The 25,181-nt window shown below is 72.9% G+C and carries 21 protein-coding genes; 3 read left to right on the top strand and 18 right to left on the bottom strand.

Features of this window, described 5'->3' with window-relative positions; translation table 11 throughout:
* Positions 1 to 8: 8 nt before the first annotated feature.
* The 8 genes from fahA to BMZ92_RS09790 form a co-directional block, all read right to left on the bottom strand.
* On the bottom strand, positions 9 to 1,178 hold the full coding sequence (gene fahA, locus BMZ92_RS09755; protein ID WP_091505438.1) for a fumarylacetoacetase: 1,170 nt from the start codon (positions 1,176 to 1,178) through the stop codon (positions 9 to 11).
* Positions 1,175 to 1,996, bottom strand: a complete 822-nt coding sequence (locus BMZ92_RS09760) for a hypothetical protein (protein ID WP_245782977.1) — start codon at positions 1,994 to 1,996, stop codon at positions 1,175 to 1,177. The genes fahA and BMZ92_RS09760 overlap by 4 nt, the downstream gene beginning before the upstream one ends.
* Positions 1,993 to 3,186, bottom strand: a complete 1,194-nt coding sequence (locus BMZ92_RS09765; RefSeq protein WP_091505439.1) for a homogentisate 1,2-dioxygenase — start codon at positions 3,184 to 3,186, stop codon at positions 1,993 to 1,995. The genes BMZ92_RS09760 and BMZ92_RS09765 overlap by 4 nt, the downstream gene beginning before the upstream one ends.
* Complete coding sequence (locus tag BMZ92_RS09770; RefSeq protein WP_091505440.1) at positions 3,161 to 4,786, bottom strand: FAD-dependent monooxygenase; 1,626 nt, start codon at positions 4,784 to 4,786, stop codon at positions 3,161 to 3,163. The genes BMZ92_RS09765 and BMZ92_RS09770 overlap by 26 nt, the downstream gene beginning before the upstream one ends.
* Positions 4,787 to 4,809: 23 nt before the next feature.
* Positions 4,810 to 5,769, bottom strand: a complete 960-nt coding sequence (locus BMZ92_RS09775; RefSeq protein WP_091505441.1) for an MBL fold metallo-hydrolase — start codon at positions 5,767 to 5,769, stop codon at positions 4,810 to 4,812.
* Between the two features lie 11 nt (positions 5,770 to 5,780).
* Positions 5,781 to 7,058 (bottom strand): MFS transporter, encoded by a 1,278-nt coding sequence (locus BMZ92_RS09780; RefSeq protein WP_091505641.1) that lies wholly within the window; start codon positions 7,056 to 7,058, stop codon positions 5,781 to 5,783.
* 573 nt (positions 7,059 to 7,631) lie between these two features.
* Positions 7,632 to 8,429, bottom strand: a complete 798-nt coding sequence (locus tag BMZ92_RS09785; protein WP_091505442.1) for a hypothetical protein — start codon at positions 8,427 to 8,429, stop codon at positions 7,632 to 7,634.
* Positions 8,429 to 8,791 (bottom strand): hypothetical protein, encoded by a 363-nt coding sequence (locus BMZ92_RS09790; RefSeq protein ID WP_177228626.1) that lies wholly within the window; start codon positions 8,789 to 8,791, stop codon positions 8,429 to 8,431. Before BMZ92_RS09790 ends, BMZ92_RS09785 begins: the two co-directional genes overlap by 1 nt.
* Before the next feature lie 74 nt (positions 8,792 to 8,865).
* On the opposite strand from BMZ92_RS09790, the gene BMZ92_RS09795 reads away from it, so the two are divergent.
* Together BMZ92_RS09795 and BMZ92_RS09800 are read left to right on the top strand one after the other, a co-directional pair.
* Positions 8,866 to 9,915, top strand: a complete 1,050-nt coding sequence (locus BMZ92_RS09795) for a tetratricopeptide repeat protein (protein ID WP_091505444.1) — start codon at positions 8,866 to 8,868, stop codon at positions 9,913 to 9,915.
* A complete protein-coding gene (locus BMZ92_RS09800; protein ID WP_091505445.1) occupies positions 9,915 to 12,332 on the top strand; it encodes a CHAT domain-containing tetratricopeptide repeat protein in 2,418 nt (805 codons plus the stop codon). The genes BMZ92_RS09795 and BMZ92_RS09800 overlap by 1 nt, the downstream gene beginning before the upstream one ends.
* A 3-nt stretch (positions 12,333 to 12,335) precedes the next feature.
* Here the strand turns inward: BMZ92_RS09800 and BMZ92_RS09805 are convergent, their stop codons facing one another.
* The gene (locus BMZ92_RS09805) at positions 12,336 to 13,193 is read right to left on the bottom strand and encodes a LysR family transcriptional regulator (protein ID WP_091505446.1); all 858 of its coding nucleotides are present in this window, start codon (positions 13,191 to 13,193) and stop codon (positions 12,336 to 12,338) included.
* 120 nt (positions 13,194 to 13,313) lie between these two features.
* Between BMZ92_RS09805 and BMZ92_RS09810 the strand changes: the two genes are divergently transcribed.
* Entirely contained in the window at positions 13,314 to 14,057 is a 744-nt protein-coding gene (locus BMZ92_RS09810) for an SDR family oxidoreductase (RefSeq protein ID WP_091505447.1), read from the top strand.
* A 46-nt stretch (positions 14,058 to 14,103) separates the two neighbouring features.
* Here the strand turns inward: BMZ92_RS09810 and BMZ92_RS09815 are convergent, their stop codons facing one another.
* The 9 genes from BMZ92_RS09815 to BMZ92_RS09855 all read right to left on the bottom strand — a co-directional run bounded on the left by BMZ92_RS09815 (position 14,104) and on the right by BMZ92_RS09855 (position 25,116).
* A complete protein-coding gene (locus tag BMZ92_RS09815; RefSeq protein ID WP_091505448.1) occupies positions 14,104 to 14,583 on the bottom strand; it encodes an SRPBCC family protein in 480 nt (159 codons plus the stop codon).
* Positions 14,584 to 14,611: 28 nt separating this feature from the next.
* Positions 14,612 to 15,907, bottom strand: coding sequence for a sigma-70 family RNA polymerase sigma factor (locus tag BMZ92_RS09820; protein ID WP_091505449.1), 1,296 nt, complete (start codon positions 15,905 to 15,907; stop codon positions 14,612 to 14,614).
* A gap of 612 nt (positions 15,908 to 16,519) precedes the next feature.
* Positions 16,520 to 17,536 carry an LLM class flavin-dependent oxidoreductase gene (locus BMZ92_RS09825; RefSeq protein ID WP_091505450.1) on the bottom strand — a complete coding sequence of 339 codons (1,017 nt, stop codon included), beginning with the start codon at positions 17,534 to 17,536 and terminating at the stop codon, positions 16,520 to 16,522.
* A complete protein-coding gene (locus BMZ92_RS09830) occupies positions 17,533 to 19,104 on the bottom strand; it encodes a dipeptide ABC transporter ATP-binding protein (RefSeq protein WP_091505451.1) in 1,572 nt (523 codons plus the stop codon). Before BMZ92_RS09830 ends, BMZ92_RS09825 begins: the two co-directional genes overlap by 4 nt.
* The gene (locus tag BMZ92_RS09835; protein ID WP_091505452.1) at positions 19,097 to 19,933 is read right to left on the bottom strand and encodes an ABC transporter permease; all 837 of its coding nucleotides are present in this window, start codon (positions 19,931 to 19,933) and stop codon (positions 19,097 to 19,099) included. The genes BMZ92_RS09830 and BMZ92_RS09835 overlap by 8 nt, the downstream gene beginning before the upstream one ends.
* Entirely contained in the window at positions 19,926 to 20,897 is a 972-nt protein-coding gene (locus BMZ92_RS09840; RefSeq protein WP_091505642.1) for an ABC transporter permease, read from the bottom strand. The genes BMZ92_RS09835 and BMZ92_RS09840 overlap by 8 nt, the downstream gene beginning before the upstream one ends.
* Positions 20,894 to 22,504 carry an ABC transporter substrate-binding protein gene (locus tag BMZ92_RS09845; RefSeq protein WP_091505453.1) on the bottom strand — a complete coding sequence of 537 codons (1,611 nt, stop codon included), beginning with the start codon at positions 22,502 to 22,504 and terminating at the stop codon, positions 20,894 to 20,896. The genes BMZ92_RS09840 and BMZ92_RS09845 overlap by 4 nt, the downstream gene beginning before the upstream one ends.
* A gap of 81 nt (positions 22,505 to 22,585) precedes the next feature.
* Positions 22,586 to 24,520 carry a glycosyltransferase gene (locus BMZ92_RS09850; RefSeq protein ID WP_091505454.1) on the bottom strand — a complete coding sequence of 645 codons (1,935 nt, stop codon included), beginning with the start codon at positions 24,518 to 24,520 and terminating at the stop codon, positions 22,586 to 22,588.
* The gene (locus BMZ92_RS09855) at positions 24,517 to 25,116 is read right to left on the bottom strand and encodes a DUF998 domain-containing protein (protein WP_091505455.1); all 600 of its coding nucleotides are present in this window, start codon (positions 25,114 to 25,116) and stop codon (positions 24,517 to 24,519) included. Before BMZ92_RS09855 ends, BMZ92_RS09850 begins: the two co-directional genes overlap by 4 nt.
* Between the last annotated feature and the right edge of the window lie 65 nt (positions 25,117 to 25,181).

A 25,181-nucleotide genomic window follows, 5' to 3' on the forward strand; every position in this document is an offset into this window, starting at 1 on the left:
CGGACACCTCAGTCCCTGGCGGGCCGGATCGTGCCGGTGACCTCGCCGAAGGAGATCCGGCCGCCGTCCGGCCCCGGTGCCGTCGCGGAGATGGTGACCTCGTCGCCGTCCTCCAGGAACGTGCGCTGCTCGCCCTTGACGGTGACCGGTTCGCGGCCGCCCCAGGTGAGTTCGATGAACGCGCCCCGCTGGGACTTCTCCGGGCCGGAGATCGTGCCGGAGGCGAACAGGTCGCCGGTGCGGGCCGACGCGCCGTTGACGGTCAGGTGCGCGAGCATCTGCGCCGGGGACCAGTACATGGTCCGGTAGGGCGGGCGCGAGACCTCCTCGCCGTTCCACTCCACGACCAGGTCGATGTCCAGTCCCCAGTCCTCGCGGCCCCGCAGGTACGGCAGCGGCTCCGGGTCCTGCCCGGGCAGCGGCACGCGCGCGGCTTCGAGCGCCGCGAGCGGCACCACCCACGGGGAGATCGACGTGGCGAAGCTCTTGCCGAGGTGGGGGCCGAGCGGCACGTACTCCCACGCCTGCAGGTCCCGAGCGGACCAGTCGTTGACCAGCACCACGCCGAACACGTGGTCGGCGAAGGAGTCCACGTCGATCCGCCCGCCCAGCGGCGAGGGCGTGCCGACGACGAACCCCAGCTCCGCCTCGATGTCCAGGCGGCGGCTCGGACCGTACGTCGGTGCCGTCTCGTCGGGCGCCTTGCGCTGCCCGCACGGGCGCACGACGTCGGTCCCGGACACGACGACCGTGCCCGCGCGGCCGTGGTAACCGACCGGCAGGTGCTTCCAGTTCGGCATCAGCGGTTCCGAATCCGGGCGGAACAGCCGCCCGAGGTTCGAGGCGTGGTGCTCCGAAGCGTAGAAGTCCACGTAGTCCGCGACCTCGAACGGCAGGTGCAGCGTCACCTCGCCCACCGGGTGCACGGCCTCGCCCGGGACGTCACCGCGCAGCAGGTCCCGCAGGCGGGCGCGCACCTCGTCCCAGCGGGCCCGGCCCTGCGCCAGGAACGGGTTGAGCGTGGGCGCGGCGAACACCTCGTCGTCGAGCAGCAGCGCCACATCGACGACGCTGTCGCCGAGGCGGACGCCGACCCGCCGCTCCTCGCCCGGCCGGGAGAACACGCCGTAGGGCAGGTTGCCGTAGCCGAACAGCGACCCCTCCGGCACCTCGATCACGCCGGTACTCCTTCCCTGAGCACACCCAGCTCGACCAGTTCGGCGAGCGGTTCTCCGATGCTGCACGTGCCGAACGACAGGAACGCCGCACGCGTCGCGCGCACCCGGTCGTCGTCCAGCTCTCCCACCAGCCGCGCGACTTCGGTACCGTCCCGTTCGGACAGAAGTTCCCTCGCCCGCGCCGTCGTGCCGCCGGTGAGCAACGCATCTGTGGCGAGCAGCAGGTTGAGGAACCCGTGTTGTTCGAACCCCGTCTCGGGATCGGTGTTGCGCACGGCGTGGTGCAGGCCCGCGGTCGCCTTGAACGGCACCCCGGCCGCGACCACCGCCGCGATCGACTCGGCGAGCTCTGTCTCTTCCGGGTAAAGGTCGGCACGCACCCCACCGGTGCGGAACTTGGCGCGGTAGCGGCCGGTAAGCGCTTCCAGCACCTCGGCCCGCCGCGCGTCCCGTGGGACTTCGACGTACACGTCCAAACCCTCGGGTGCGTCGATCTCGTCCGGGGAAGCGCTTTCCGGCAACGCCACCTCGACCGAACGCAACTCGACCGGCAGCTCCGCCGCCGCGGTCAGCACCCCGGGCAGCCCGGCGGGACCGCCCGGCAGCGTCACCGACACCGGCAGCCGCGGCCCGTCCGGCGGCAGCAGCTCACCGAGCCGGGCCAGCGCATCGGCGGGGAGCACCAGCGGGCCGACCATCCCGGCGTACCACTCCCCCGCCCGCTCGCGGTAGGCGCGCACCGCGTCGGGCAGGGAAGCGTTGCCAGGTGGGAAGACCGCGGCGTCGTCGCACAGCCCGGCGACCAGCGCGGGGATCACGCCGGCCCCCGGCCCGACCAGGTCCAGGCGTAGGCGGGGTCCTCGGACGCCAGCCCGCCCTCGCCCAGCTCCAGCGGGCGGAACGTGTCGACCATGACCGCGAGCTCGTCGAAGAACTCCACGCCGAGCGACCGCTCCACCGCGCCCGGCTGCGGGCCGTGACTGTGCCCGCCGGGGTGCAGCGAGATCGAGCCCTGGCCGATGCCCGAGCCCTTGCGCGCCTCGTAGTTGCCGCCGCAGTAGAACATCACCTCGTCGGAGTCCACATTGGAGTGGTAGTAGGGCACCGGCACCGACAGCGGGTGGTAGTCCACCTTGCGCGGCACGAAGTTGCACACGACGAAGTTGGTGCCCTCGAACACCTGGTGCACGGGCGGCGGCTGGTGCACGCGGCCGGTGATGGGCTCGAAGTCGGAGATGTTGAACGTGTACGGGTACAGGCACCCGTCCCAGCCCACCACGTCGAACGGGTGCGTGGGGTATACGTAACGCGTGCCGGTGATCCCGCGCGAGCCGCGGTGCTTGACGAGCACCTCGACGTCCGTGCCCTCGGCCAGCAGCGGCTCGCCCGGTCCGTGGAGGTCGCGCTCACAGTACGGCGCGTGCTCCAGCAGCTGCCCGTACCGGGACAGGTAGCGCTTGGGCGGGGCGATGTGCGAGTTCGCCTCGATCACGTACAGCCGCAACGGATCCGACCCGGTGGGCACCCACCGGTGGGTCGTCGCACGCGGCAGGAGCACATAGTCCCCCTGCCGCGCGGAGAGCACGCCGAACACGGTCTCGACGGTCGCCGACCCGGACTCGACGTACACGCACTCGTCACCGATCGCGTTGCGGTACAACGGCGACGCCTCGCCACAGACCACATAGGACAGACGGACGTCGGCGTTGCCGAGCACCAGGCGGCGGCCGGTGACGGCGTCCACGGCCTTCCAGTCCTCGTCGAACAGGTCGTGCAGCTTGAGGTGCCGCGGCAGCAGCGGGCGGTTCTCCGTCAGCGTCTGGTCCGGCAGCTCCCACGGGGTCGCGTCGACGATCGCCGACGGGACACCGCTGTGGTACAGCAGGGAGGAGTCGGACGAGAAGCCCTCCTCCCCCATCAGCTCCTCGTAGTACAGACCGCCCTCGGGGGTGCGGTGCTGGGTGTGCCGCTTGGGCGGGATGTCACCGACCCGCCGGTAGTAGGCCATCGGAGTTCTCCTTCCGGGTGGTGTCGTGGCCCAGCGCCCGCGTGAGCGCCGGGGTGATGTCTCGGTGATCGGTGAGGACGGCGGCGACGTGCGCGTCCGGCCGGACGAGCCACACCTCGCCGGGCCGGGCGCCGAGCGCGGCCGTCAGCGCGCCGCCGGGGTCGATCTCGTCGAGCGCGAGGACCCGGACCGGGCCTGGCGCCGCCGCGGCGGCGGTGAGCACGCCGTCATCGGCACCGGGCGCGGTCAGCAGCAGGAACCCGTCGCGGGCCAGCTCCCGGATCCGGCCCGGCCCGCGTGGTGTGACGACCGGTGCGTCCGGGAGCAGCACGCCGGGACCGGCGGGCGGCACCTGGCCACGGGGCGGCCGCCCCGCGAACGGGCGCTGCGGATCGGCGGTCGTGAGCGGGGAATCGACGTACCAGAACGGTTCCGACAACCGGCCCGAGTCGACGTCTTTCCGCGCCTCGGGGTCTTCGGCGGCCCGGGTCAGGATGTCGATCCGGCGGCGCGCCCGCTGTTCGTCCGGTGGCACGAGGAAGTCCATCGTCGCGGTCGTGACGGCGAGGTTCTCCCGCGCGGCGGCGTGCCGTTCGTCGTGGTAGCTGTCGAGCAGCGCGTCCGGCGCCCAGCCGTGGCCGACGTAGGCGAGCTTCCAGGCCGCGTTCTCCGCGTCGGCGACCCCGGAGTTGAGGCCCCGCGCGCCGAACGGCGAGACGAGGTGCGCGGCGTCCCCGGCGAGCAGCACGCGCCCGCACCGCATCCGGTCGACGACGCGGGAGTGGAAGCGGTACACCGACTTCCACACGATCTCGTAGTCCCGGTCGCCGATGATGCGGCGGATCCGCGTGTCCAGCGCGCCGGACGCGGCCTCGGCTTCGAGGTCGTAGTCCGCCGGGACCTGCCAGTCGATGCGGAAGGTCGAGTCCGGGCACGGGTGGATCAGCACCTGGCGGCCGGGGTTCCACTCCGGGTCGAAGTAGAACCGCCGCTCGCTCGCCCAGCCGGGCAGGTCGGTGCGGATGTCGCAGATCAGGAACCGGTCGTCGAAGGAGTGGCCGTCGAAGCGGACGCCGAGCAGGCGGCGCAGGTCGTCGCAGCGCGCGCCGGCGCACACCACGAGGTACGAGCCTGCCAGCTCGCGCCCGTCGTCGAGCCGCACGCGCACGCCCTCGCCGTCCTGTTCGACGCCGGTCACGCGGTGCCCCCAGCGCACGTCGATCGAGGGCTCCGCGGCGATCCGCTCGTCGAGGACCTCCTCGGTGCGGGTCTGGGAGATGTTGACGAACGGCGGGAACGCCGGGCGGCCGGGCTCGGCGAAGGTGTAGCTGAACAACTCGGTGCCGCGGTGGAAGGTGCGGGCCGTGGTCCAGGTGACGCCCTCGTCGGCGATCCGCCGCCCGGCGCCGACGGCCTCCCACACGTCGAGGACGTCGCGCTGCTGGCAGATCGCCTTGGAGCCGATCTTGTCGCGGTGCGGCCGCTGGTCGAGCACGATCGTGGGCACGCCCCAGCGGGCGAGCAGCAGTGCGGTGGTCTGGCCGACCGGGCCCGCGCCGAGCACGAGCACCGGTGCGGCCTGCCAGGATGCGGTGATCATCGGATGCTCCGTTCCGCGGGCGGTCAGCCCTGCAGCTGGGCCCAGACCTCGCGGTCGCGTTCGGCGGTCCAGATCACCGGACGCTCCACACCGGACAGTTCGTCCCACAGCCGCGAGACGTCGAACGGCAGGCAGTGCTCGAAGATCGGCCAGTGCCCGTAGTCGTCGACCAGTGCGGCGTGCGTGGCCTCGAAGGCCTCCTTGAGCGTGCCGCCACGCTGCTGGACGGCGCCGACCTCGCGGATCATCACCCGCAGGAAGTTGCGGGTCTGCTCGATCGCGGCGTCCACCGCGTCCCGGCCCCTGCTGACCCCGCCGCGGCCGCCGACGAGCTGCTCCGCGCCGAGCGCGTTCAGGTTGTCCAAAGTGGACGACGACCACTCGCGGTGGAAGGCGTCGCCGGTGTAGAGCGCGGCTTCGGCCTCCACGAGGTCACCGGCGAACAGGATCTTCTCGCGCGGCAGCCACGCGGTGATGTCGCCCTCGGTGTGCCCGCGGCCGTGCCACTGCAGCACCAGCTCGCCGCGGTCGCCGCCGAGGTCGATGGTCAGCCGGTCGGCGAAGGTGAGCGTGGGCCACGTCAGGCCCGGCACCGAGTCCGCGCCCTCGGCCAGGCGCGGCATGCGGGCGAACTCGCTTTCCCAGTCCTCCTTGCCGCGCTCGGCGACCAGCGCCTTGGTGTTCTCGTGCGCCACGATGGTTTCCGCCTGGAAAGCGCTTGCACCGAGCACGCGGACGGCGTGGTAGTGGCTGAGCACCAGGTAGCGCACGGGCTTGTCGGTGTGCTCCCGCAGTTTCGCGAGCCACTTGCGCGCGGCGACGGGCGTGGCGAGGGCCTCGAAGCAGACGAGGAAGTCCTCGCCCTCGATGGCGCCGATGTTCGGGTCGCCCTCGGCGGTCAGCGCGTAGACGCCGTCGGCGAGGACCTCCAGCGTCTGCTCCTTGGCGGCGGTGTCGGCGGAGGAGGCGAACGGTTTGGGCATGGGGTGTCCTTTCAGTCGGCCGCGAGCACGAAGGCTTCGCGCTCGGCGGCGGAACGCTCGCGCAGGGCGAGCACGGCGGCGAGACTGACCAGGCAGGTCAGCAGCATGTAGGCCGACACCGACAGCGACGTGCCGGTGAGGCCGATGAGCCAGGTGGCGAGCAGCGGGGCGAACCCGCCACCGAGGATGGCCCCGAAGGAGTACGCGAACGAGACCCCGCTGTAGCGGATGGCGGCCGGGAACAGTTCCGCGTAGGCGGCGGCCTGCGGCCCGTACGTCAGCCCGAGCCCGAAGGCGAGCACCACCACCGAAAGCAGCATCAGCGGCAGCGAACGGGTGTCGAACAGCAGGAAGAACGGGAACGTCCACGCGGCCATCGCGACCGTGCCGACGAGGTACGTGCGGCGGCGGCCCCACGAGTCCGACCAGCGCCCGGCGAGCATGGTGAACACGCCCCAGCTGACCGCGCCGACCATGCCCACGAACAGCATCGTGGAGCTGGACAGGCCGAGCGTGCGCGTGCCGTAGGAGTTGATGAACGCGATCAGGATGTAGCCGACCATGTTGTTGGCGATGAACAGCCCGATCGCGACGAGCAGTTCCCGGGTGTTGCCGCGGAACAGCTCGGCCAGCGGCGCGGACCGGCGGGCACGGCGTTCGCGCAGTTCCGTGAAGACGGGGCTCTCGGAAACCTTGGCGCGCACGAAGAACCCGACCGCGATGAGCACGACGGACAGCAGGAACGGGATGCGCCAGCCCCACGCCAGGAACTGCTCCTTCGTGGTGAGCGTCGAGACGGTGAAGAACACGAGGTTCGCCAGCAGGAGGCCGATCGGCACGCCGATCTGGGGGTAGGAGCCGAGGTAGCCGCGGCGGCCGGGCGGGGCGTGCTCGACGGACATGAGCGCGGCGCCGCCCCACTCGCCGCCGGCGGAGAAGCCTTGGAGCAGGCGCAGCACGACGAGCAACACGGGCGCCGCGACGCCGATCGAGCCGTAGCCGGGCAGCACGCCGACGCCGACCGTGGAGATGCCCATGAGGAGCAGCGTCGCGACGAGCACGGCCTTGCGCCCGAGGCGGTCGCCGAGGTGCCCGGCCACCACGCCGCCGATAGGCCGGGCGACGAAGCTGACGCCCAACGTGGCGAAGGAGGCCAGGAGCGCCGCGGTGCCGTTGAGGGAGGGGAAGAACTGCGTGCCGAAGACGAGGCTCGCGGCGGAGGCGTAGACGAAGAAGTCGTACCACTCGATGGTGGTCCCGACAAGGCTCGCCCCCACGACGCGGCGCAGCTGGGCGGGGGTGGTTCGGGCGGGGGTGGCGGCGGCGGGGCGGGGGGCGGTGGTGACGGGGGTGGCGGCGGTGCCGGGCGAGGCGGCGGCGCCGTCCTGAGTGGCGGCGCCGGGCGAAGTGGCAGTGCCGCGCACGGTCGCGTGGCCGGGCGTGGTGGCGGCAACCGGAGTGGCGCCGGGCGCAGTGGCGCGGGCGGATGCGGTGGTGCCGCTTGGCGTAGCGGCGGCAGGCCGGGTGTGGCCACCCGACGAAGTGGCCCGGCCGGGCGCAGCGGCAGCGGCGGCCGGAGTGGCGTCAGGTGGAGCACCCGGCGTGGTGGCGAGGGCGGGCGGGGTGGCACTACCGCCGGAAGCGGCTTCGGGGCTGGGCGTCATCGGCAGTCCCTTCCCGTCGTCGGGGCGCGTGGCGGAACGATCAAAACCTTTACTAAGTCTGGGACGGTAGAGGATCCCGCCCGCCGGCGCCAGAAGTAATCAAAGGTTTTATCGTTTTGTGTAGCTGTGACTCCGGTCACCGACGCTACGCCCGCCGCCCCGCCCACGCACAGAAAACCGGGCGCCGGGCACGAGACCTCAGGAACCCTTGCGCAACCGGTCGTCGATGAGCGCGCCTTCCGCGGGGGTCGGGGACTCGCCCTGCACGGCGATGCCCAGCGCCTCCGCGAGATCCCGCCACCGCACGTCGATCGCCGCCTCGACGAGCGTCGCGAACTCCTCCAGCGACACCCGTGCCCGGCGCCACGCCACCACGAACGCCACGACCGCGACGACCACCGCCGGCCACCAGAGCACGCCGACCACCAGGTAGAGCACCGCCCACCCGGCGAGGGCGCACGCGTCGTCGAACCTGGCTCTCGCGTTGCGCACCGGCGCGTGGAACTCCTCGGACGTGAGCAGCCAGATCCGCGGCCACGCGAGCGCCGCGCTGAACCAGTACTGCGCGCGGACCCGTACCTCGACGAGCCGGAGCCGGTCGGACAACCACGTCGGCCTCGCGGGCAGGTACGCCGCGACGGGCTCGGTCCCCCGCTTCTTCGCCGCCTCCACCGCGCGGGCACGCCGCAACCTCGGCGCGAGCAATGCCCGTTCCCGCAACCAGAATCGCCGCACACCCGTTCCCAGGCCGCGCGCGAGCGTGCCCGCCACGCCCGCTCCCACGACCACGACCGCCACCTCCACCGCGAGCCGGACCGGTTTGCGGCCCGCGCCGCGCTCCGCCGCCGACGCGAGCCGGTCCACGTCGAACGCGTGCGCGTGGCCCAGCACCCACCCGCTCACGGCGATCACCGCCAGCAGCAGGCCCGGCAGCAGGATCTGGGTGAACCAGCGGGCGGCGACCCGCTTGCCCGCCTCGGTGAGGAACGAGACCATCAGCGGCCCGGCACCATCGGCACGCCGAACGCCGCGCAGCCCGGCACGTGCCCGTGCTCGTCACGGCCCGCCGTGCGCGAGCACCGCTGCCGCGGGCAGCGGTAGGCCCCCGCGCCCACGGACGTCACCGGTGGCGAGCCGGGCAGTCCGGCGATCGCGGCCCCGGGCGGTTCGGCCCACGAGCGCACGCCGCCCGCGGGCTCGGTGTCCAGCCACTTCCGGCACGCCGACACCGCCGACCCGCCGTCGCGCACGCGCGCGATCTCGCGGTCCAGCCGCGCGGCGGCACCCGTCCGCGCCGCCTCCTCCCGCAGCCGCGGCAGGTTCTCGCACCACCTCGCCAGCGCAGCGTCCTCCCGCACCTCCACCTCCCGTCCGGGGACTTATGTTGACGGATCCCGTGACGGAACGCACCCGTAACCGGCAAAGTGGACGGGTGCGTTCGCATCGCGAGGGGATCAAGCGGGAACTCGACGGCAGGCTGCGCCGGTACCTCGCCGGGGAACCCGGCGCCGCCGCGGATCCCGACGGGCTGGAAACGGCGCTGGCGGGGGTGACCGAAGCGGGCTCCCCCGACTACATCGACGTGATGACCCTCCTCGGCAGCCTCCGGCTGTGCCGCGAAGGACTGCTGCGCCCCGGCCAGGCCCCGCCGGACATCCGGGAGGTCGCGCGGCTGCTGGCGCCGGTCACCCAGTCCGCGCCCTCGACCTTCACCACCCTGCTGCTCATCACGGTCCAGGCAATCGCTGGGCTGCCGGGCTACGACCGGCCGGAACGGCTGGGCGGCAAGGCGCTCAACCTCGCCGACCACGGGATGTCACGCGGGGACCCGGCGGTGCTGCGGCAGGCGATCGACCTGTTCGAGCAGGCGCTGGCGGCCGCGACGATCGACCACCCCAGCCGCGGCGACCTGCTGACCAGTGCCTGCTCGTGCTGGATCAGCATGTACGAGCTGACCCGCGACCCCGCCGCCGTCGACGAGGCCGTGCGCACGGGCCTGGCCGCCGCGGAACTGACCGCCGGGGAGAGCCACGGCACCGCGTTGAACAACCTCGGCGCCGCGCTGCGGCTGCGCCACGACCTGACCGGCGACCCCGGCGACCTCGACCGCGCGATCGAACTCTTCGAGCGGGCGATCCCCCGCACCCCGCGCGACCACGTGGAATGGCCGGTGCGCAACCACAACCTCGGGTACGCGCTGGGCCTGCGCTACCACGCTGCGGGCCGCCACCAGGACCTCGACCGCGCGATCGACTCCGTGCGCAAGGCCGCCGAAGCGGTGGGGCCGCACCGCCCGCAGCGTGCGGAGTACATCGGCGACCTCGCCTACTTCCACTGGCTGCGCCACCAGGCGACCGGTGACCGGGCCGACGTCGCCCAGGCCGCGAGGCTGTTCGAGGTGGTCGCGACGACGTCCCCCGACCCGGAGCGCCGGGACATGGCGGCGCAGTACCTGCGGGCGGCCCAGGACGCGCTGCGCTGATGTCCGACCGGGTGCGCGAGGAGGCGCTGGCGGATTACTGGCGTGCGGCGGACGCGGGTTACGCGGCGGACTACGCCGCCACGGTCCCGCTGCTGCGCCACGCCGTCGCGGTGACCCCGCTGGAGCACCCGCGGGGCGTGGAGTGCCGGCTGGCGCTGGCCACCGCGCTCACCGCCGCCTTCTCCGGGAACGCCGCCGTGGAGGCGCTCGACGAGGCGGTCACCGCGCTCACCGAGGTGGCGCGCGCCCTGCCCCGCGGCGACCCGGACCGCAAGGTCGCGCTGGTCAACCTCAGCGGGGCGCTCAACCGCCGGTTCGGCTACCTCGGCGAGCCCGCCGACCTCCGCCGCACGGTGGACGTGCTCCGGGAAGCGCTGACCGGCGAACCCTACGACTCGGTGCTGCTGGGCAACCTGTGTGCCGCGCTGGAGAACCGCTACCGGCACACCATGGACCCGGCAGACCTGGACGAGGCGATCGACGCGGGCGAACGCGCCGTCGAGTTCTGCCCGCCCGGGGCCGGACACTACGCGCACGTGGTGCACAACCTGGGGCTGGCACTGGTGCAGCGGTACCGGCTGCACGGCACGGTCGCGGACCTCGACGAGGGGATCACCCTGCTCCGCCGGGCGGCGGAGCTGCTGCCGCCGGACGTGGCCGAGCGGATCCCCGCGCTCAACGCGCTCGCCCGCGCCTGCCGGGACCGGTTCGAGAAGTCCGGGGACCCGGCCGACCTGGACGAGGCGATCGACATCGGCCGCTTCCTCCTGCGGAACACCGGCGAGCTGCCCTACCTCGCCGCGGACGTGGCGGCCGGGCTCGGCATCTGCCTGCACCTGCGCGCGGAGAGCACCGGCAGCGAGTCCGACTCCGCGGAGGCCGTGGCGGTGCTGCGCGCCGCCAGGGACGGGACCGGGCCGATCCGGATGCGGCTGCTCGCCGCGACGCTGGCCGCGCTCTACCAGAGCGGCCGCGGTCCCCTCGCCGACGCGCTGGAGGACTACGCGGCCGCGGTCGACCTGCTGCCGCTGCTCGTGTGGCGCGGCCTCGACCGCGAGCGCCACGAGCAGCTCCTGCGCGAGTACGCGGGGCTGCCGTCCGAAGTGGCCGCAGCCGCGATCGCGGCCGGGCAGCCGGAGCGGGCGGTCGAGCTGCTGGAACAGAGCCGCGGGGTGCTGTGGAGCCAGTTGTTCGAAACCCGGACGGACATCGCCGCGCTGGCCGATGCCCATCCGGGCCTGGCCGACCGGCTCGACGCCCTGCGGACCCGGCTCGACCCGCCGAGCCCCGACCCCGACGAACGCCGTCGCCTCGCCCGCGAGTGGGACGAGCTGCTGGCGACCGTGCGGGACCTCGACGGGTTCGGGAACTTCCTGCGCCCCGCGCCCTTCCGCGAACTGCGGCAGGCCACTGTGGACGGTCCGGTCGTGCTCGTCAACGCCAACCGGTTCCGCTGCGACGCGCTCATCGCGACGAGCGACGGTGTGACGGTCCTGCCCTTGCCCGGCCTGGACGCCACCGCCGCCGGACAGTGGACCTACCGGTGCCTGGAAGCGGTTTCCGAGCCCGTCCGCGGTGGCCCGGCGCGGCAGGCGGTGCTCGCGTGCCTGGAGTGGCTGTGGGACGCCGTCGGTGGCCCGGTCACGGAGTTCCTCGGCTGCCGGCCCGGCGGCCGGACGAGGATCTGGTGGTCGGCGACGGGCCCGCTGAGCGCGCTTCCGTTGCACGCGGCGGGATACCACGATCCCGACGACGGCCGTCCGGGCGACTCGGTGCTCGAGCGGGCGGTGTCCTCGTACACGCCGAGCCTGCGCAGCCTCATCCACGCCCGGCGCCCCGAGGACGGGACGGCCCCGCCACGTCTGCTGGTGACGGCGGTGCCCGACGCGCCGGGTGCGGACCCGCTGCCCGGCGCCGCCGAGGAGGCCGCCCGGCTCGCCGCGCTCCACCCCGGCACCGTGCTGACCGGTCCGGCGGCGACGAGAACCGCTGTCGTGCGCGAACTCCCGGCGCACCCGTACGTCCACTTCGCGTGCCACGGCGACCAGGACCTGTCCGCGCCCAGCGGTAACGCGCTCCACCTGTACGACGGGCCGTTGCGGCTGGCCGACCTCGTCGCGCTCGACCTGCGGGACGCCCAGGTCGCCGTGTTGTCCGCGTGCCGCACCGCGCTGGGCGGAGCGGGGCTGTTCGACGAGGCGATCCACCTCGGGGCGGCGTTCCAGCTGATCGGCTACCGCGACGTCGTCGCGACCCTGTGGCCGGTCCACGACCTGACCGCACCGGAGGTCGCGGCCGCGGTGTGGCGCGATCCGCGGCACCCGGCCGAAGCGGTGCACGAGGCCGTACTCGCCCTGCGCGACCGGTACTGGCACGACCCGGTGGCGTGGGCGGCCTTCGCGCACCTGGGGCGCTGACCCTCAAGCAGCCGCTGTGAGGTGCGCCTTCGCCGCCGCCCGGAACGCGGGCAGCAGGGGGTTCGGATCGGCCGCCCGCGTCGCCACCACCACCCGGCAGGGCTCGGCGTCCTCGACCGGGATGGCCACCAGGTCCGGGCGCAGGGCTAGCCGCCGGTCACCGGCGGGCAGCAGGCCGCTCGCGCGCCCCTCCGCGACGCGCTCCAGCTTGTCCTCGATGCTCTCGACGACCGTCACGTCCTCGGGCGGTGTGAAGGCCGCGCCGGTCTGCCTGCACGTCACGAGCCCCTCGCCGACGAGGTCGTCCAGCCAGACCGACTCCTTGCCCGCCAGCCGGTGGAACGCGGGCACGACCAGCACGAACGGCTCCTCGTAGAGCACCGTCACCTGGACCTGCGCGGCGGGCAGCGCCATCGGCAGCCGCGCGACGAGCGCGTCCACCTCGTGTTCGAGCAGCGCGCCGGCGGCGTGCCAGTCGAGGTGGCGCGCCGTGATCCGCGCGCCGGGGTGGCGGTGCCGCAGCTCCCGCACCACCGGCGTCACGACGAAGTCCTCGATGTAGCCGATGGTGAGCGTGGGCCGCGGGGCGGCCGCGCGGGCGGCGAGGGTGGCCTCGCGGGCGGTGTGCAGCAGCGCCCGCGCCTGCGGGAGGAACGCCCGGCCCGCGTCGGTGAGACTGCTGCCCTGGGGGCCGCGGTCGAGCAGGCGGACGCCCAGCAGGTCCTCCAGCCGCTGGATCTGGCGGCTGAGCGAGGGCTGCGCGAGGTGCAGCGCGGTCGCGGCGCGGCCGAAGTTCTCGTGCTCCGCGACGACCGTGAAGTACCGCACCAGCCGGAGATCGAGATCGGGAACGTCAGGCACAGCACCAGGGTACGCGTCATACCGATCGGCTATGGCGTCCTGCGGAACAGGTCTTGGACAGCCGCCCCGGGTTCGCCTTGACTGGGAAATACCAGAACGAACCGGAGAGGTTTCAGCACAATGGGGAAGTACGACGGAAAGAATGTGGTGATCATCGGCGGGAGCAGCGGGTTCGGTTTCCACACGGCCGAGCTGCTCGTCGCCGCAGGCGCACGGGTGCTGATCACCGGGCGCACCGAGTCCACTTTGGAGGATGCCGCGAAAAGGCTGGGAGACAAGGCGATCGCCGTCCGCAGTGACAGCTCGTCGATGACCGACATCGACGAGCTGGCCGACCGGGTGAAAACCGAGTTCGGCACGATCGACGCGTTGTTCCTCAACGCGGGGATCACCGGTTTCTCGGCTTTCGAGGAAACCCCGGAACAGCTGTACGACGAAATACTGGCCGTCAACACCAAGGGCCCGTATTTCACGGCGCAGAAACTGGCCCCGCTGCTGGCGCCCGGCGGCGGTGTGGTGCTGACGACGTCCGTGGCCAACGTCCGGGGCCTGCCGATGCTCAGCGTGTACGCCGCCAGCAAGGCGGCGCTGCGCTCGCTGACCCGCAGCCTCGCGCAGGAGCTGCTGCCCCGCGGCGTCCGGGTCAACGCGGTCAGCCCCGGCCCCATCGAGACCGGCATCCTCGACAAGACCCTGCCGAAGGAGGCCGCCGACCAGACCAGGGAGGACATGACCACGCGCAACCCGATGCGGCGCTTCGGCGACCCGGCCGAAGTGGCGAAGGCGGTGCTGTTCCTGGCTTTCGACGCCACCTACACGACGGGCGCGGAGCTGCCCGTGGACGGCGGCGCCTCACAGCTCTGACGGCCGCACCGAAGGGGACGGCGGCCCGCCGTCCCCTCCCCCGGCGTCACGACTCGCCCAGCACCTTCGCCAGGTTGTCGAGTTCGTTGCCCCGGCCCTGCACCAGCCGCTCGGTCCACACGGCGTCGTGCAGGGGTTCCATCGTCATCGTGACCTCGACGCCCTCGGCGGTGGGGCGCAGCTCGACCTCGGTGAGCGCCTCGTACGGCTCGACGCCGGGCACGAAGTCGACCAGCGACGTGTAGCACAGCCGGCTCACCGGCGTGACCTCGGTGAACGTCTTGCGCGACGGCGTTTCCAGCGGCAGCCCGGCGCTCTTCATGAACTCGACCTGCTCCGGGGCGGTGGCGATCATCGTGTAGGCCAGGGTGCCGCCGGGGCGCAGGTCGAGCTCGTCGACGCGGACGGTGAAGCCGTCCGGGGCCCACCACCGCTGGATGCCTTCGGCGGTCGTCCACAGCTCCCACACGCGCTCGGCGGGGGCGGGGTAGCTGCGCTCGATGCGGATCGGCGAGGTGCTGGTCATGTCGTGCTCCTTGGGTTCGGCAACCGTGTCATCCCCTACGACGCACGCCGGCGCGATCACTCATCGGCAGGGTGAGCGGCAGGCCGAACGCGGGCAGCAGGTGCGGCTCGAAGGTGGTGATCTCGGCGACGTGCCCGTTCTCGACCCGCAGCACGTCGAGCAGCTGGGCGCGGTACACGGCGGTGCCCGGCCGCCGCACGTACCCGGCCGCGGCGGGCATGCGGTTGGCCGAGGTCGGCAGGTACCGCCACTCGCCGAAGTACCGCGGCGAGCCCGGGTCGAACACCGGCCCGACCTGGCGGATGATCGCGTCGCGGCCGGTGAACCACACCGGGTTCGGCGGCATCGTGAGCACGGCGTCGGCGCTCAGCAGCTCGGCCATCGCGGACACGTCGGCGTGCTCGGCGGCCGCCATGTACCGGCGGAGCGTCTCGCGTTCCTCCGCGCCGGCCTGCCCCAGGCTCCAGTCGGCGCGCCTGCCGGGCAGCCGTTCCCGCAGCGTGGGCCGGGCGCGCTGCAACGCGCTGTTGACGGCGGGGACGGTCATGCCGAGCAGCTTCGCGGTTTCGTCGGCGGGCCAGTCGAGCACGTCCCGCAGGATCAGCACGGCCCGCTGCCGGGGTGGCAGGAACTGGATCGCGGCCAGGAAAACCAGCTCGATCGTCTCCCGCGACACGGCGGCCACGTCCGGGTCCGCCTCGTCGGGATAGGGCTGCAACCAGGGGAAACGGGCCGGTGGCTCGCCGTCTCCGGAGTCGATGCCCGGCACCGGCTCGTACTGCAGTGGCCTGCGTTGGGCGCGGCGGAGGAAGTCGAGGCAGGCGTTGGTGGCGACGCGGTACAGCCAGGACCGCACCGAATCGAGGTCTTCGAGGTCGTCGCGGTGGCGCCACGCCTTGAGCAGCGTCTCCTGGACCAGGTCGTCGGCGTCGTCGTACGAGCCGGTCATCCGGTAGCAGTGCACGCGCAGCTCACCCCGGTGCGGCTCGACCAGCCCGGCGAACGCGATCTCGTCCAGGCCCGGCGATTCCGTAACGGCGTCGGGCGTGACGTTTTCGGCCGCTAGCCGCGCGATCCGCCGCAGGCGCCCCACCTGGGTGGACAGGGTGCTGACGTCCTCGTAGAACGTGCCGGGCGGCCGGAGCGCCAGCCCCTTGACCTGCCGCTCGATCTCGGCGACGAGTCCGGTGACGGCCTCCTCCCCGGAGGGCGACCGGCGCGTCCGGTAGGCCCGCTGACGGCACGCGCCCGAGCAGTAGACCGCACCCCGGCCACGCCCGCGACGAGGCAGCGGCTTGCCGCACACCGCGCAGTCCCCGGCCACCCCGTCCGCCTTCCGTCACCCCGCCTCGCGTTACGCAATTCCTACCCGGTGGCGGGCGCGGTGGCTACCCCTTTGGCTGGGGAGGAGGGTGTCGCATTCCGTCACTCCGGCGCCGCGTTACGCAATGCGCGCCCGGGCGGTGGCTACCCCCTTGGCCGGGGACGAGGGTTTCCGCCGCACGACGGGCGCGACCCGGCGTTACGCAACTCGCGCCTGGGCGCTGGCTACCTCCACACCGCGGACGGCGGCTTCTCTCGCACGGCGCCGCTTCGGTGGTGGCGCCGTGCCCTGCATGTCCCAGGCGTCACCCCGCCTCGCGTTACGCAACTCCCACCTGGTGGGCGATGGCTATCCTCTTGGTCGCGGACGGGGGTTCCGCCGCACGACGGGCGCGACCCCGCGTTACGCAACTCCCACCTGCGGGCGGCTACCCCCACACCGCGGACGGCGGCTTCTCTCACACGGCGCCGCTTCGGTGGTGGCGACTTGCCCTGCATGCCCCAGCCGTCACCCCGGCGCCGCGTTACGCAACTCCCGGCCGGGCGGTGGCTACCCCCTTGGCCGCCGACAAGGGTTCTGCATTCCGTCACCCCACCCCGCGTTACGCAACTCCTACCCCCACACCGCGGACGGCAGCTCCCGCCGGACGACGGGCATCACCTCCGCCGCGAACAACTCCAGCACGTCCCTGGCCTCGCCGGCGCCGAGGCCGTCCACGGACACCGCCTGCACCTGGTGCCCGAACGAGGCGTGGTAGTCGGCGATCTTGTCGATCACCTGCTGCGGGCTGCCGACGAGCGCCGAGCCACCCGCGATCTTCTCCTCCAGCGTCGTGAACTCCGACCGGTTGTGCTGGTACGCCGGGGTCTTCACGAGCGCCTCGAAGTGCGGCCGGAACCCGTCCACCGCCTCCTGGGACGTCTTCGCCACGTACAGCCCGCCCGCACCCGAGCCGACGAGCGCATCCGCCGGGTCGCGGCCGTAGTCCACCCAGCGGCGGCGGTAGTGGTCGATCAGCTCGGCGTACTTCCGCTTGGGGTGGAAACCGTTGGCGGTGAACAGCGGGTCACCCCACTTGGCCGCCAGCTCGGTGGACTCGGTGCTCGACGCGCTGCCGTGCCAGATCCGCGGCCGCGCGGTGAACGGCCGCGGCTGGGTGGTCACCGCGTCCAGCGGCGGCCGGAACCGGCCCGACCACGTCACCTCCTCCTCGTACCACAGCCGCCGCAGCAGCTCGAACTTCTCCTCCTGGTACTCCCACTGCCGCGCCTCCTCCAGCCCGAACAGCGGGAAGTGCCGGGGATCGTTGCCCTTGCCGATCATCAGCTCCAGCCGCCCGCCCGACAGCTGGTCCACCGTCGCGTAGTCCTCGGCGACGCGGACCGGGTCCAGCACGCTGATCACCGTCAGCGTGGTCAGCAGCCGCACGCGTGCCGTGCGTTCCGCGACGGCCGCGAGCAGCACCGGCGGGGCGGAAGACAGGAACGGCTCACCGTGCCGCTCCCCCACCCCGTACGCGTCGAACCCCAGCTCCTCCGCGAACACGGCCTCGTCGATCACGCGCCGCAACCGCTCGTGCTGGCTGCCGCCGCCGTAGTGCGCGACGAGCGAGAACAAGGCGAACTTCACGCCACCTCCTTCGCCCGTCCCGGGATCGCCGCGAGCAGTTCCTTCGTGTACTCGTGCGAGGGCCGGTGCAGGACTTCGTCCGCAGGGCCGTACTCGACGAGCTTCCCCGCACGCAACACCCCCACGCTGTCAGCGATCTGCCGCACCACGGCGAGGTCGTGCGAGATGAACAGGTACGCCAACCCCAGCTCGTCCTGCAGGCGCACCAGCAGGTCGAGGATCTGCGCCTGCACCGAAACGTCCAAAGCGGACACCGGTTCGTCGCACACCACCAGGTCCGGCCGCAACGCCAGCGCCCGCGCGATCGCGACGCGCTGCCGCTGCCCGCCGGACAGTTCCGCGGGTTTGCGCTTGAGCATGCTCGACGGCAGCGCGACCTGGTCCAGCAACGCCGCCGCGTCACCGCGCCCGCCCGCCTTGAACGCCCGCAGCGGTTCGGTCACCAGGTCGGCGATCGTCAGCTTCGGGTTCAGCGCCGCGTACGGGTTCTGGTAGACCAGCTGCATCCGCCGCCGCAGCCGCCGCAACGCCTCGCCCCGCAGGCCGGTGACGTCCTGCCCGTCGAACCGGATCGTCCCGGCGCCCGGGGTTTCCAGCCGCAGCAGCAGGCGCGCGGTGGTGGACTTGCCGGAGCCGGACTCGCCGACCAGCGCCAGAGTCCGCCCGCGAGCGAGGGAAAACGACACGTCGTCCACCGCCCGCACCGGGCCGAAGTCCTTGCGCAGTCCCGAAACCTCGACCAGCGGCTCTCCCTCGGCACGCCGCGGGCGCAGTGGTTCGGCGGACAGGCTGGGCGCCGCGGACAGCAGCTGCCGCGTGTAGGCGTGCCCCGGGGTGGCCAGCAGTTCCGCGCTCGGCGCGCGTTCGACGACCACCCCCTGTGACATCACCGCGATCTCGTCGGCCCGGTCGGCGGCGACGCCCAGGTCGTGGGTGATGAGCAGCAGCGCGAGGTTCTCCTCGGAGGCCAGCTGTTGCAGGTGGTCGAGGATGCGGCGCTGCACGGTCACGTCGAGTGCGCTCGTCGGCTCGTCCGCGACGACCAGCCGCGGCCTGCCCGCGAGCGCCGCCGCGATCAGCACCCGCTGGCGCAGCCCACCGGACAGCTCGTGCGGGTACTGCCGCGCCCGCAGCGCCGGGTCGTCGATCCCCGCGCGGTGCAGCAGATCCGCGGCTTCGGCAGGCGCACTGCGGCGGGTCGCCAGCCCGTGCACCAGCAGGGTTTCCGCGACCTGGTCGCCCACGCGCTTCACGGGGTCCAGCGACACGCCGGGGTCCTGCGGGATCAACGCGATCCGCCGCCCGCGCACCTGCCGCCACGCCTTCTCGGACAGCCCGGTCAGCTCCTGCCCGTCGAAGGTGATCGACCCGCGCTCCAGGCGGCCGCCCTTCGGCAACAGCCCGAGCACCGCGTGCGCGGTGGTGCTCTTGCCCGAACCCGACTCGCCGACCACGGCGAGGCACTGTCCACTCCGGACGGACAAGTCGACCCCGCGCACCGCGGGCACCGTACCGCCGCGCACCCGGTAGGACACCGCGAGGTCCTTGACCACGAGCAGGTCAGTCATGCCGTTCTCCCTCCAGGGCACGGGAAACGCGGTTCGCGGACAGCACCACCGCGGCGATCACCAGCCCGGGCAGCGTGGTCATCCACCACGCGCTCGCGAGGTACGCGCGCCCGCCCGCGACGAGCGAGCCCCACTCCGGCGTGGGTGGCGCCGCGCCGTAGCCGAGGAAGCTCAGCGCGGAGATCTCCAGCACCGCGGTGCCGAACGTCAGCACGGCCAGCACGATCACGGGCCCGGCCGCGTTGGGCAGGATGTGCCGGGTCAGCACCCCGAACCAGCGCACCCCGCCCGCGCGGGCCGCCTCGACGTAGACGCTGCCCCGCACACGCAGGACCTCCGCACGCATGAGCCGCGCGAAGTGCGCCACGTTCGCCACGCCCACGGCGATCGCGACCTTCGTCGTGCCGAACCCCAGCCCGGTGACCAGCGCCAGCGACAGCAGGATCGGCGGCACGGCGAGCAGCACGTCCATCACGCGCATCAGCACCGAGTCGAGCCAGCCGCCACGGGCACCCGCGACGAGCCCGAGCACCGACCCGGCGACCAGCGCGATGAGCACCGCGGAAACCGTGGCCCGCAGGGAAAGCGCGGCCCCGTGCACCACGCGCGCGAACACGTCGCGCCCGGTCTCGTCGGTGCCGAACAGGTGCGCACCCGACGGGGCCTGGAGTTTCTGCCGCGGCACCCCGGCGAGCGGGTCGTAGGAGGTGAACAGGTCCGGCGCGAGCGCCCACGCCACCACGACGACGAGCACCAGCACCGCCAGCACCAGCCCGGGCCGCCGCAGCACGAACCCGGCGCGGGCGCGCACCGCGAGTACGTCAGCCATGGACCAGCTCCTTCCCGGCCCGCGCCACCGGATCCCGCCGCACCCGCGGGTCGAGCAGCGGGTACAGCAGGTCGACGGCGAGGTTCACCACGACGAAGAAGAACGCGGCGAGCACGATCACGGCCTGCACGACGGGGATGTCCTGCCCGGTGACCGCCGAGGTGGTGATGCGCCCGACCCCGTCACGCGAGAACACGGTCTCCGTCACCACCGAGCCCGCGAGCAGCTGTCCGGCGACCACGCCGACCATCGTCAGCACGGGCATCGCGGCGTTGCGCAAGGCGTGTCCGAAGTGGACACGGGACCGGGAAGCGCCCTTGGCCCGCACCGTCTCGACGTACGGCTCGGCGAGCTGCGTGCGCAGGCTCTTCGCCAGCACCTGCCCGATCACCGCTCCCGTCGGCAGGGAGATCGTCAGCGCGGGCAGGATCACCGACGCGAACCCCTGGTTGCCCAGCGCGGGCAGGAGCCGCAGCTGGAACGAGAAGATCTGCACCAGCACCAGGCCCACCCAGAACACCGGCAGCGAGATGCCCAGCGGTGGCAGTGAAAGCAGCAGCGTGCCCAGCCAGCGCGCCCGCGTGTACGTGCCCGCGAGCGCGGCCCCGCCACCGAGCACGACCGCCAGCACGAGCCCGAGCCCGGCCACCGCGAGTGTCGGCGGCAACGCGGCCACCACCATGTGCGTGGCGCTGTCACCCGTCGCGATGGACCGGCCGAAGTCGCCGTGCAGCGCCGACAGCAAGCGCTTTCCGTACTGCACCGGCCACGGGTCGTCCAGCCCGTACTCGGCACGCGCCTGCGCCAGCTGCGCACCCGTCACGGTCGCCGCCGCCTCACCACCGCCGAGTTTCGCCAGCACGGCGTCACCCGGCAGCAGGTACAGCAGGACGAACGACAGCGTGAACGCCGCCCACAGCACGACGAGCGCCTGCCCGGCCCGCCGCAGCAGGTAGCCGGTCACGAGCCCGACACCCACGTGTCGAACAGCTGCAGCCGCGACGACGCCTCGAACCCGATCGCGTGCGCCTGCGGCCCGAACGCGACCACCTGGGTCAGCTCGAACACCGGGATGGCGTAGGCGTGCTCGACGACCAGCCGCTGCGCCTGCTCCGCCGCCGGCTTCCGCACCGCGGGATCGAGCGCGGCCGCCTGCGCGTCCAGCTGGGCGTCGAGCGGGTTGCCCGCTGCCAGCTTGCTGCGGTTGCCCGCCTTGGTGGAGAAGATGTTGCGCAGGATGTCCGGGTCGGCGCGGGTCACGTTGTACCAGAGGAACTCGTAGTTCCCCGCCTGCTGCAGCTGCGTCGTCTCGGCGGTGGTGTGCAGCTCGATGCGCAGGTCGAAGCCGATCTTGCGGAGCTGCTGCTGGATCAGCTCCAGCACGCTCTGGTTCTGGTTGAACACCGGCGAGAAGATGACCGCCGCGGACAGCCGCTGCCCGTTCTTGACGCGGATGCCGTCCGGCCCGGGGACCCAGCCCGCGGCGTCGAGCAGCTGCGTGGCGCGGGACGGGTTGTACGCCAGTTCCGGCGAAAGGTCGGTGTACAGCGGGGTCGTCGTGGCGAGGATGCTGGTAGCGGGCTTGTAGTTCGGGCTCAGGACGGTGTCGACGACCTCCTGCCGGTTGATCCCGGCGCTCACCGCCTGCCGCACGGCCTCGTCCGTCAGCACGCCGCGCGTGGTGTTGGCGTGCAGGTTGAACACGATGCCCGGGTTGGGCCGCGTCTGCTCGCCGAAACCGCCGCCCTGGAACTGCGCCTCGTCGACCGGCTGCACCTCGGTGGTCGCCGACAGCTGCCCCGACAGCAGGCTGCCCGTGCGCACACCCGGTTCCGGCACGATCTTGTAGTCGATCGCGTCGAGGTACGCCTCGCCCTGGTGCTGCCACAGCGAGGAGCCCCACGCGTAGCCCTTGCGCTTGCTCAGCACGACGTCCGAGTTCTGCTTGAAGCTGGTGAACACGAACGGCCCGGAGCCGATCAGCCCGTCCCCCTGGCAGCGCTGGTCAGGGGTCTTCGCGTAGGCGGCCGGGGCGAGCACGCCGAGCGACATCGTCGAGCTGGCCTGCAGGAACTGCGCGCTGGGGACGGAGAAGTCCAGCCGCACGGTCTGCGGGTCCACGACGGCCGCTCCCCGGTACGCGGCCAGGTACCCCGAGCCCAGCGCCGCCTTGACGCCCAGCGCCTTGATGCCGTCGAAGCTGGTCTTGACGGCCGCGGCGTCGACCGGGGTGCCGTCGGAGAACGTCGCACCGGGGCGCAGGTGGAACGTGAAGCTCGTGGCGTCCGCGTTGACCTGCCAGGTGTCGGCGAGCCACGGCTTGATCTCGCCGGTCCGCGGGTCCTGGTCGGTGAGCGAATCGACGAGCTGCCGCCCCACGTTGAGGCTCGCGTTCGTGCTGGCCTGCTGCGGGTCCAGGCAGTCGGGGTTCGAGCCGACGGCGAGCGTCAGCGTGCCGCCGGGCCGGGGCGGCCCGGCGTCGGTGCTGCTCGCGCCCGCCGAGCAGGCGGCCGCGAGCAGCACAGGGACGGCGGCGAGAGGCAGGAGACGGGATGCGGATCGGAGGGACACACGATCACGCTAAAACGCGGGAGGGCCTTCCGGACGACTTCCCAGATACTGAAATCCGCTGTCCACAGTGGACGTCCCGGCTCAGCCGGCCGCGGGTAGCGGCTCCTCCGCCCAGCAGCTCCGGTAGGCGGCCTCGAAGGCGTCGAGGGTGTGCCCGATCTCATGACGCGAGACCAGCTCGCGGCCCGCCCTGCCCATCGCGGTCGCCGTGGCCGGGCTGCCGAGGACCTCCCCGATGGCCGCGGCCAGCCGGGGCACGTCGCCGGGCGGGTACCGGAACCCGGTGACCCCGTCCCTGACCAGGTGCGGCAGGGCGACCGCGTCGGCGGCCACCACCGGCAGTCCCGCCGCCATCGCCTCCATCGTGGCGAGGCTCTGCAGCTCGGCGGTGCCCGGCATGCAGAACAGGTCGGCCTCGCGGTAGGCGTGCGCGAGTTCGGCGTCGGACACGAACCCGCGGAAGCGGACCCGGTCCGCGACTCCCAGCTCCCGGGCGAGCGCGGTCAGCGCCAGGCGGCAGCCGCCGTCGCCGACGATCTCCGCCCGCACGTCCGGCAGCACGGCCACCGCCCTGATCAGCTCGTCCACGTTCTTCTCCGCGTCGAGGCGCCCGACGAACAGCACCGTCTTCCCGGCGGTCTCGTGCGGCGGGTAGTGCGCGAGGTCGATCCCGCACGAGATCGCGAGCGGGCTGCCCGGCATGCCGTGGGTGGTCAGCAGGTCCACCGCACGCGGCGTCGGCGCGGTGACGACCTGTGCCGCGCCGAACACCCGCACGAGATCACGCCACGCCCACCGCACCACCGGCCCGCGCAGCGCGCGCGGCACCGGCACGTACCCCAGCAGGTTCTCCGGCATGAAGTGGTTCGTGGCCACCACCGGGATCCCCTGCCTGCGGGCGGCCCGCAGCACCGCGCGGCCGACCGGGAAGTGGGACTGGACGTGGACCACGTCGGGCCGGACCCGCCGCAGCACCGCCTCCGCCTCGCGGGTCGCGCGCCACGGCGGGCTCACGCGGAACGTCGGGTGGAACGGGGTGCGCACCGAGGACACCGGGTGCCGCGTGATGCCACGGGCCCCGATCGGCACCGCGGTCGCGGGGCTGACCACGTGCACGTCGTGCCCGCGCCCGGCCAGGCCCTGCGCGAGCCGCCCGGCGAAGTTCGCCGCGCCGTTGATGTCCGGCGGGAACGTGTCCGCGCCGATGAGGATCTTCAGCCCGTCGCCGTGCGGCATGCGGGTTCCTTTCTGTGGAGGGGTTTCTTTCGCGAGCACGAGCACACCGGTGACGGAGAGGGCCGCGAAGGCCGCCAGTGCGACCGCCTGCCCCGGTGCCAGCACCGCCGACTCGCCGTAGAGCCAGAGCCCGACGGCGACGCCGGTGATGGGGTCGACGACCGTCGTGGCACCCACGACGACCGCCGGGGAGCCGCTGTCGTAGGCGCGGTGCACCAGCCAGCCGCCGAGCAGGATCAGCACCGCGGATTCGGCGGCAGGCCACAGCGCGAAGTCCTGGGTGGCGGCCCTGATGAGTGCGGAGCCGAGTCCGAAAAGGACGGCCGCGGCGGTGGCGAGCAGCAGGCAGCGCAGCCGCCCTCTGATGGCGACGGCGAGGCCGGCGAGCACGAGCGCGCCCAGCACCGGCACCTGCACGCCCACGGGGTCCACGTCGGCCGACGCGGCGGTCGACGTGGCCGCTACCAGGACGAACCCCGCCGTGCCCACGCACACCGCCAGCACCGCGGACAGCCGGGCGCGGCTGCTGAACACCACCGTGAGCACCAGGCTCAGCACCCCGATCGGCTGCACCACCGCCAGCGGCGCCAGCGCGAGCGCGACGACGTGCAAGCCGGCGCCGGTCGCCCCCAGCGCGGTTCCGGCTAGCCAGCGTCGTGACCGCATCAGGCGCGGGGACAGCCCGTGGCCGGTCTCGCGCACCGCACCGTGCTGCAGGGAAACCGAGGCGGCGAAACAGGAGGCCGCCACCACGGCGAGCAGGATCGCGAGCACGATCATCGCGCCACCCGCCTGATCTCCAGCGCCAGCACGACGACCAGCACCACCTGCGCGGCCAGCGCGATCCGCTCCAGCAGGCCCAGCGGCAGCCAGGGCAGGAACTGCGCGAGGCCGAAGAGCCCGCCGGTCACGAACGTCACCAGCGCGCACCACCGGAGCCGCTCTGCGGTGATCGTCCACAGTGGATCTGCCGCCAGGTTCCTGGACAGCAGCCATGACGCGAAGGGGAGACAGGTCAGGAAGACCGCGCCGCCGAGCCGGTGGATGCTGCCGGAGGTGGTCGACACGTCCACGGTGGGGTTGGCGGGGAACACCGCCACCAGGGCCAGCCCGGCAAGCCATAGTCTAAAAAGGACTACAGCGGACCTCGGCGGTCCGGCACCGGCGCGGCTCGCCCCGGCCAGGGTCGCGATCCCGCCCGCCATCAGCAACGCCACGGCCAGCACGAACAGCAACCCGTTGTGGAACACGTAGTCGCTGACCGGATCGGTGATCGGGTCGACGAGGCGGACCAGTGCGAAGTCCAGGTAGCCGACCACGAGCACCGCGCCGACGGCCGCGATCACGGCGAACTCGGCATGCGCTCTCGTCGTCACGGCACCGACGCTAGGCGGGCCAAGGCAAACGGAAGGTAATCGCGAGGCAAGGCCTTCGTTCCGCT

Origin of the sequence: Amycolatopsis sacchari (assembly GCF_900114035.1) — a bacterium.
GTDB classification, from domain to species: domain Bacteria; phylum Actinomycetota; class Actinomycetes; order Mycobacteriales; family Pseudonocardiaceae; genus Amycolatopsis_E; species Amycolatopsis_E sacchari.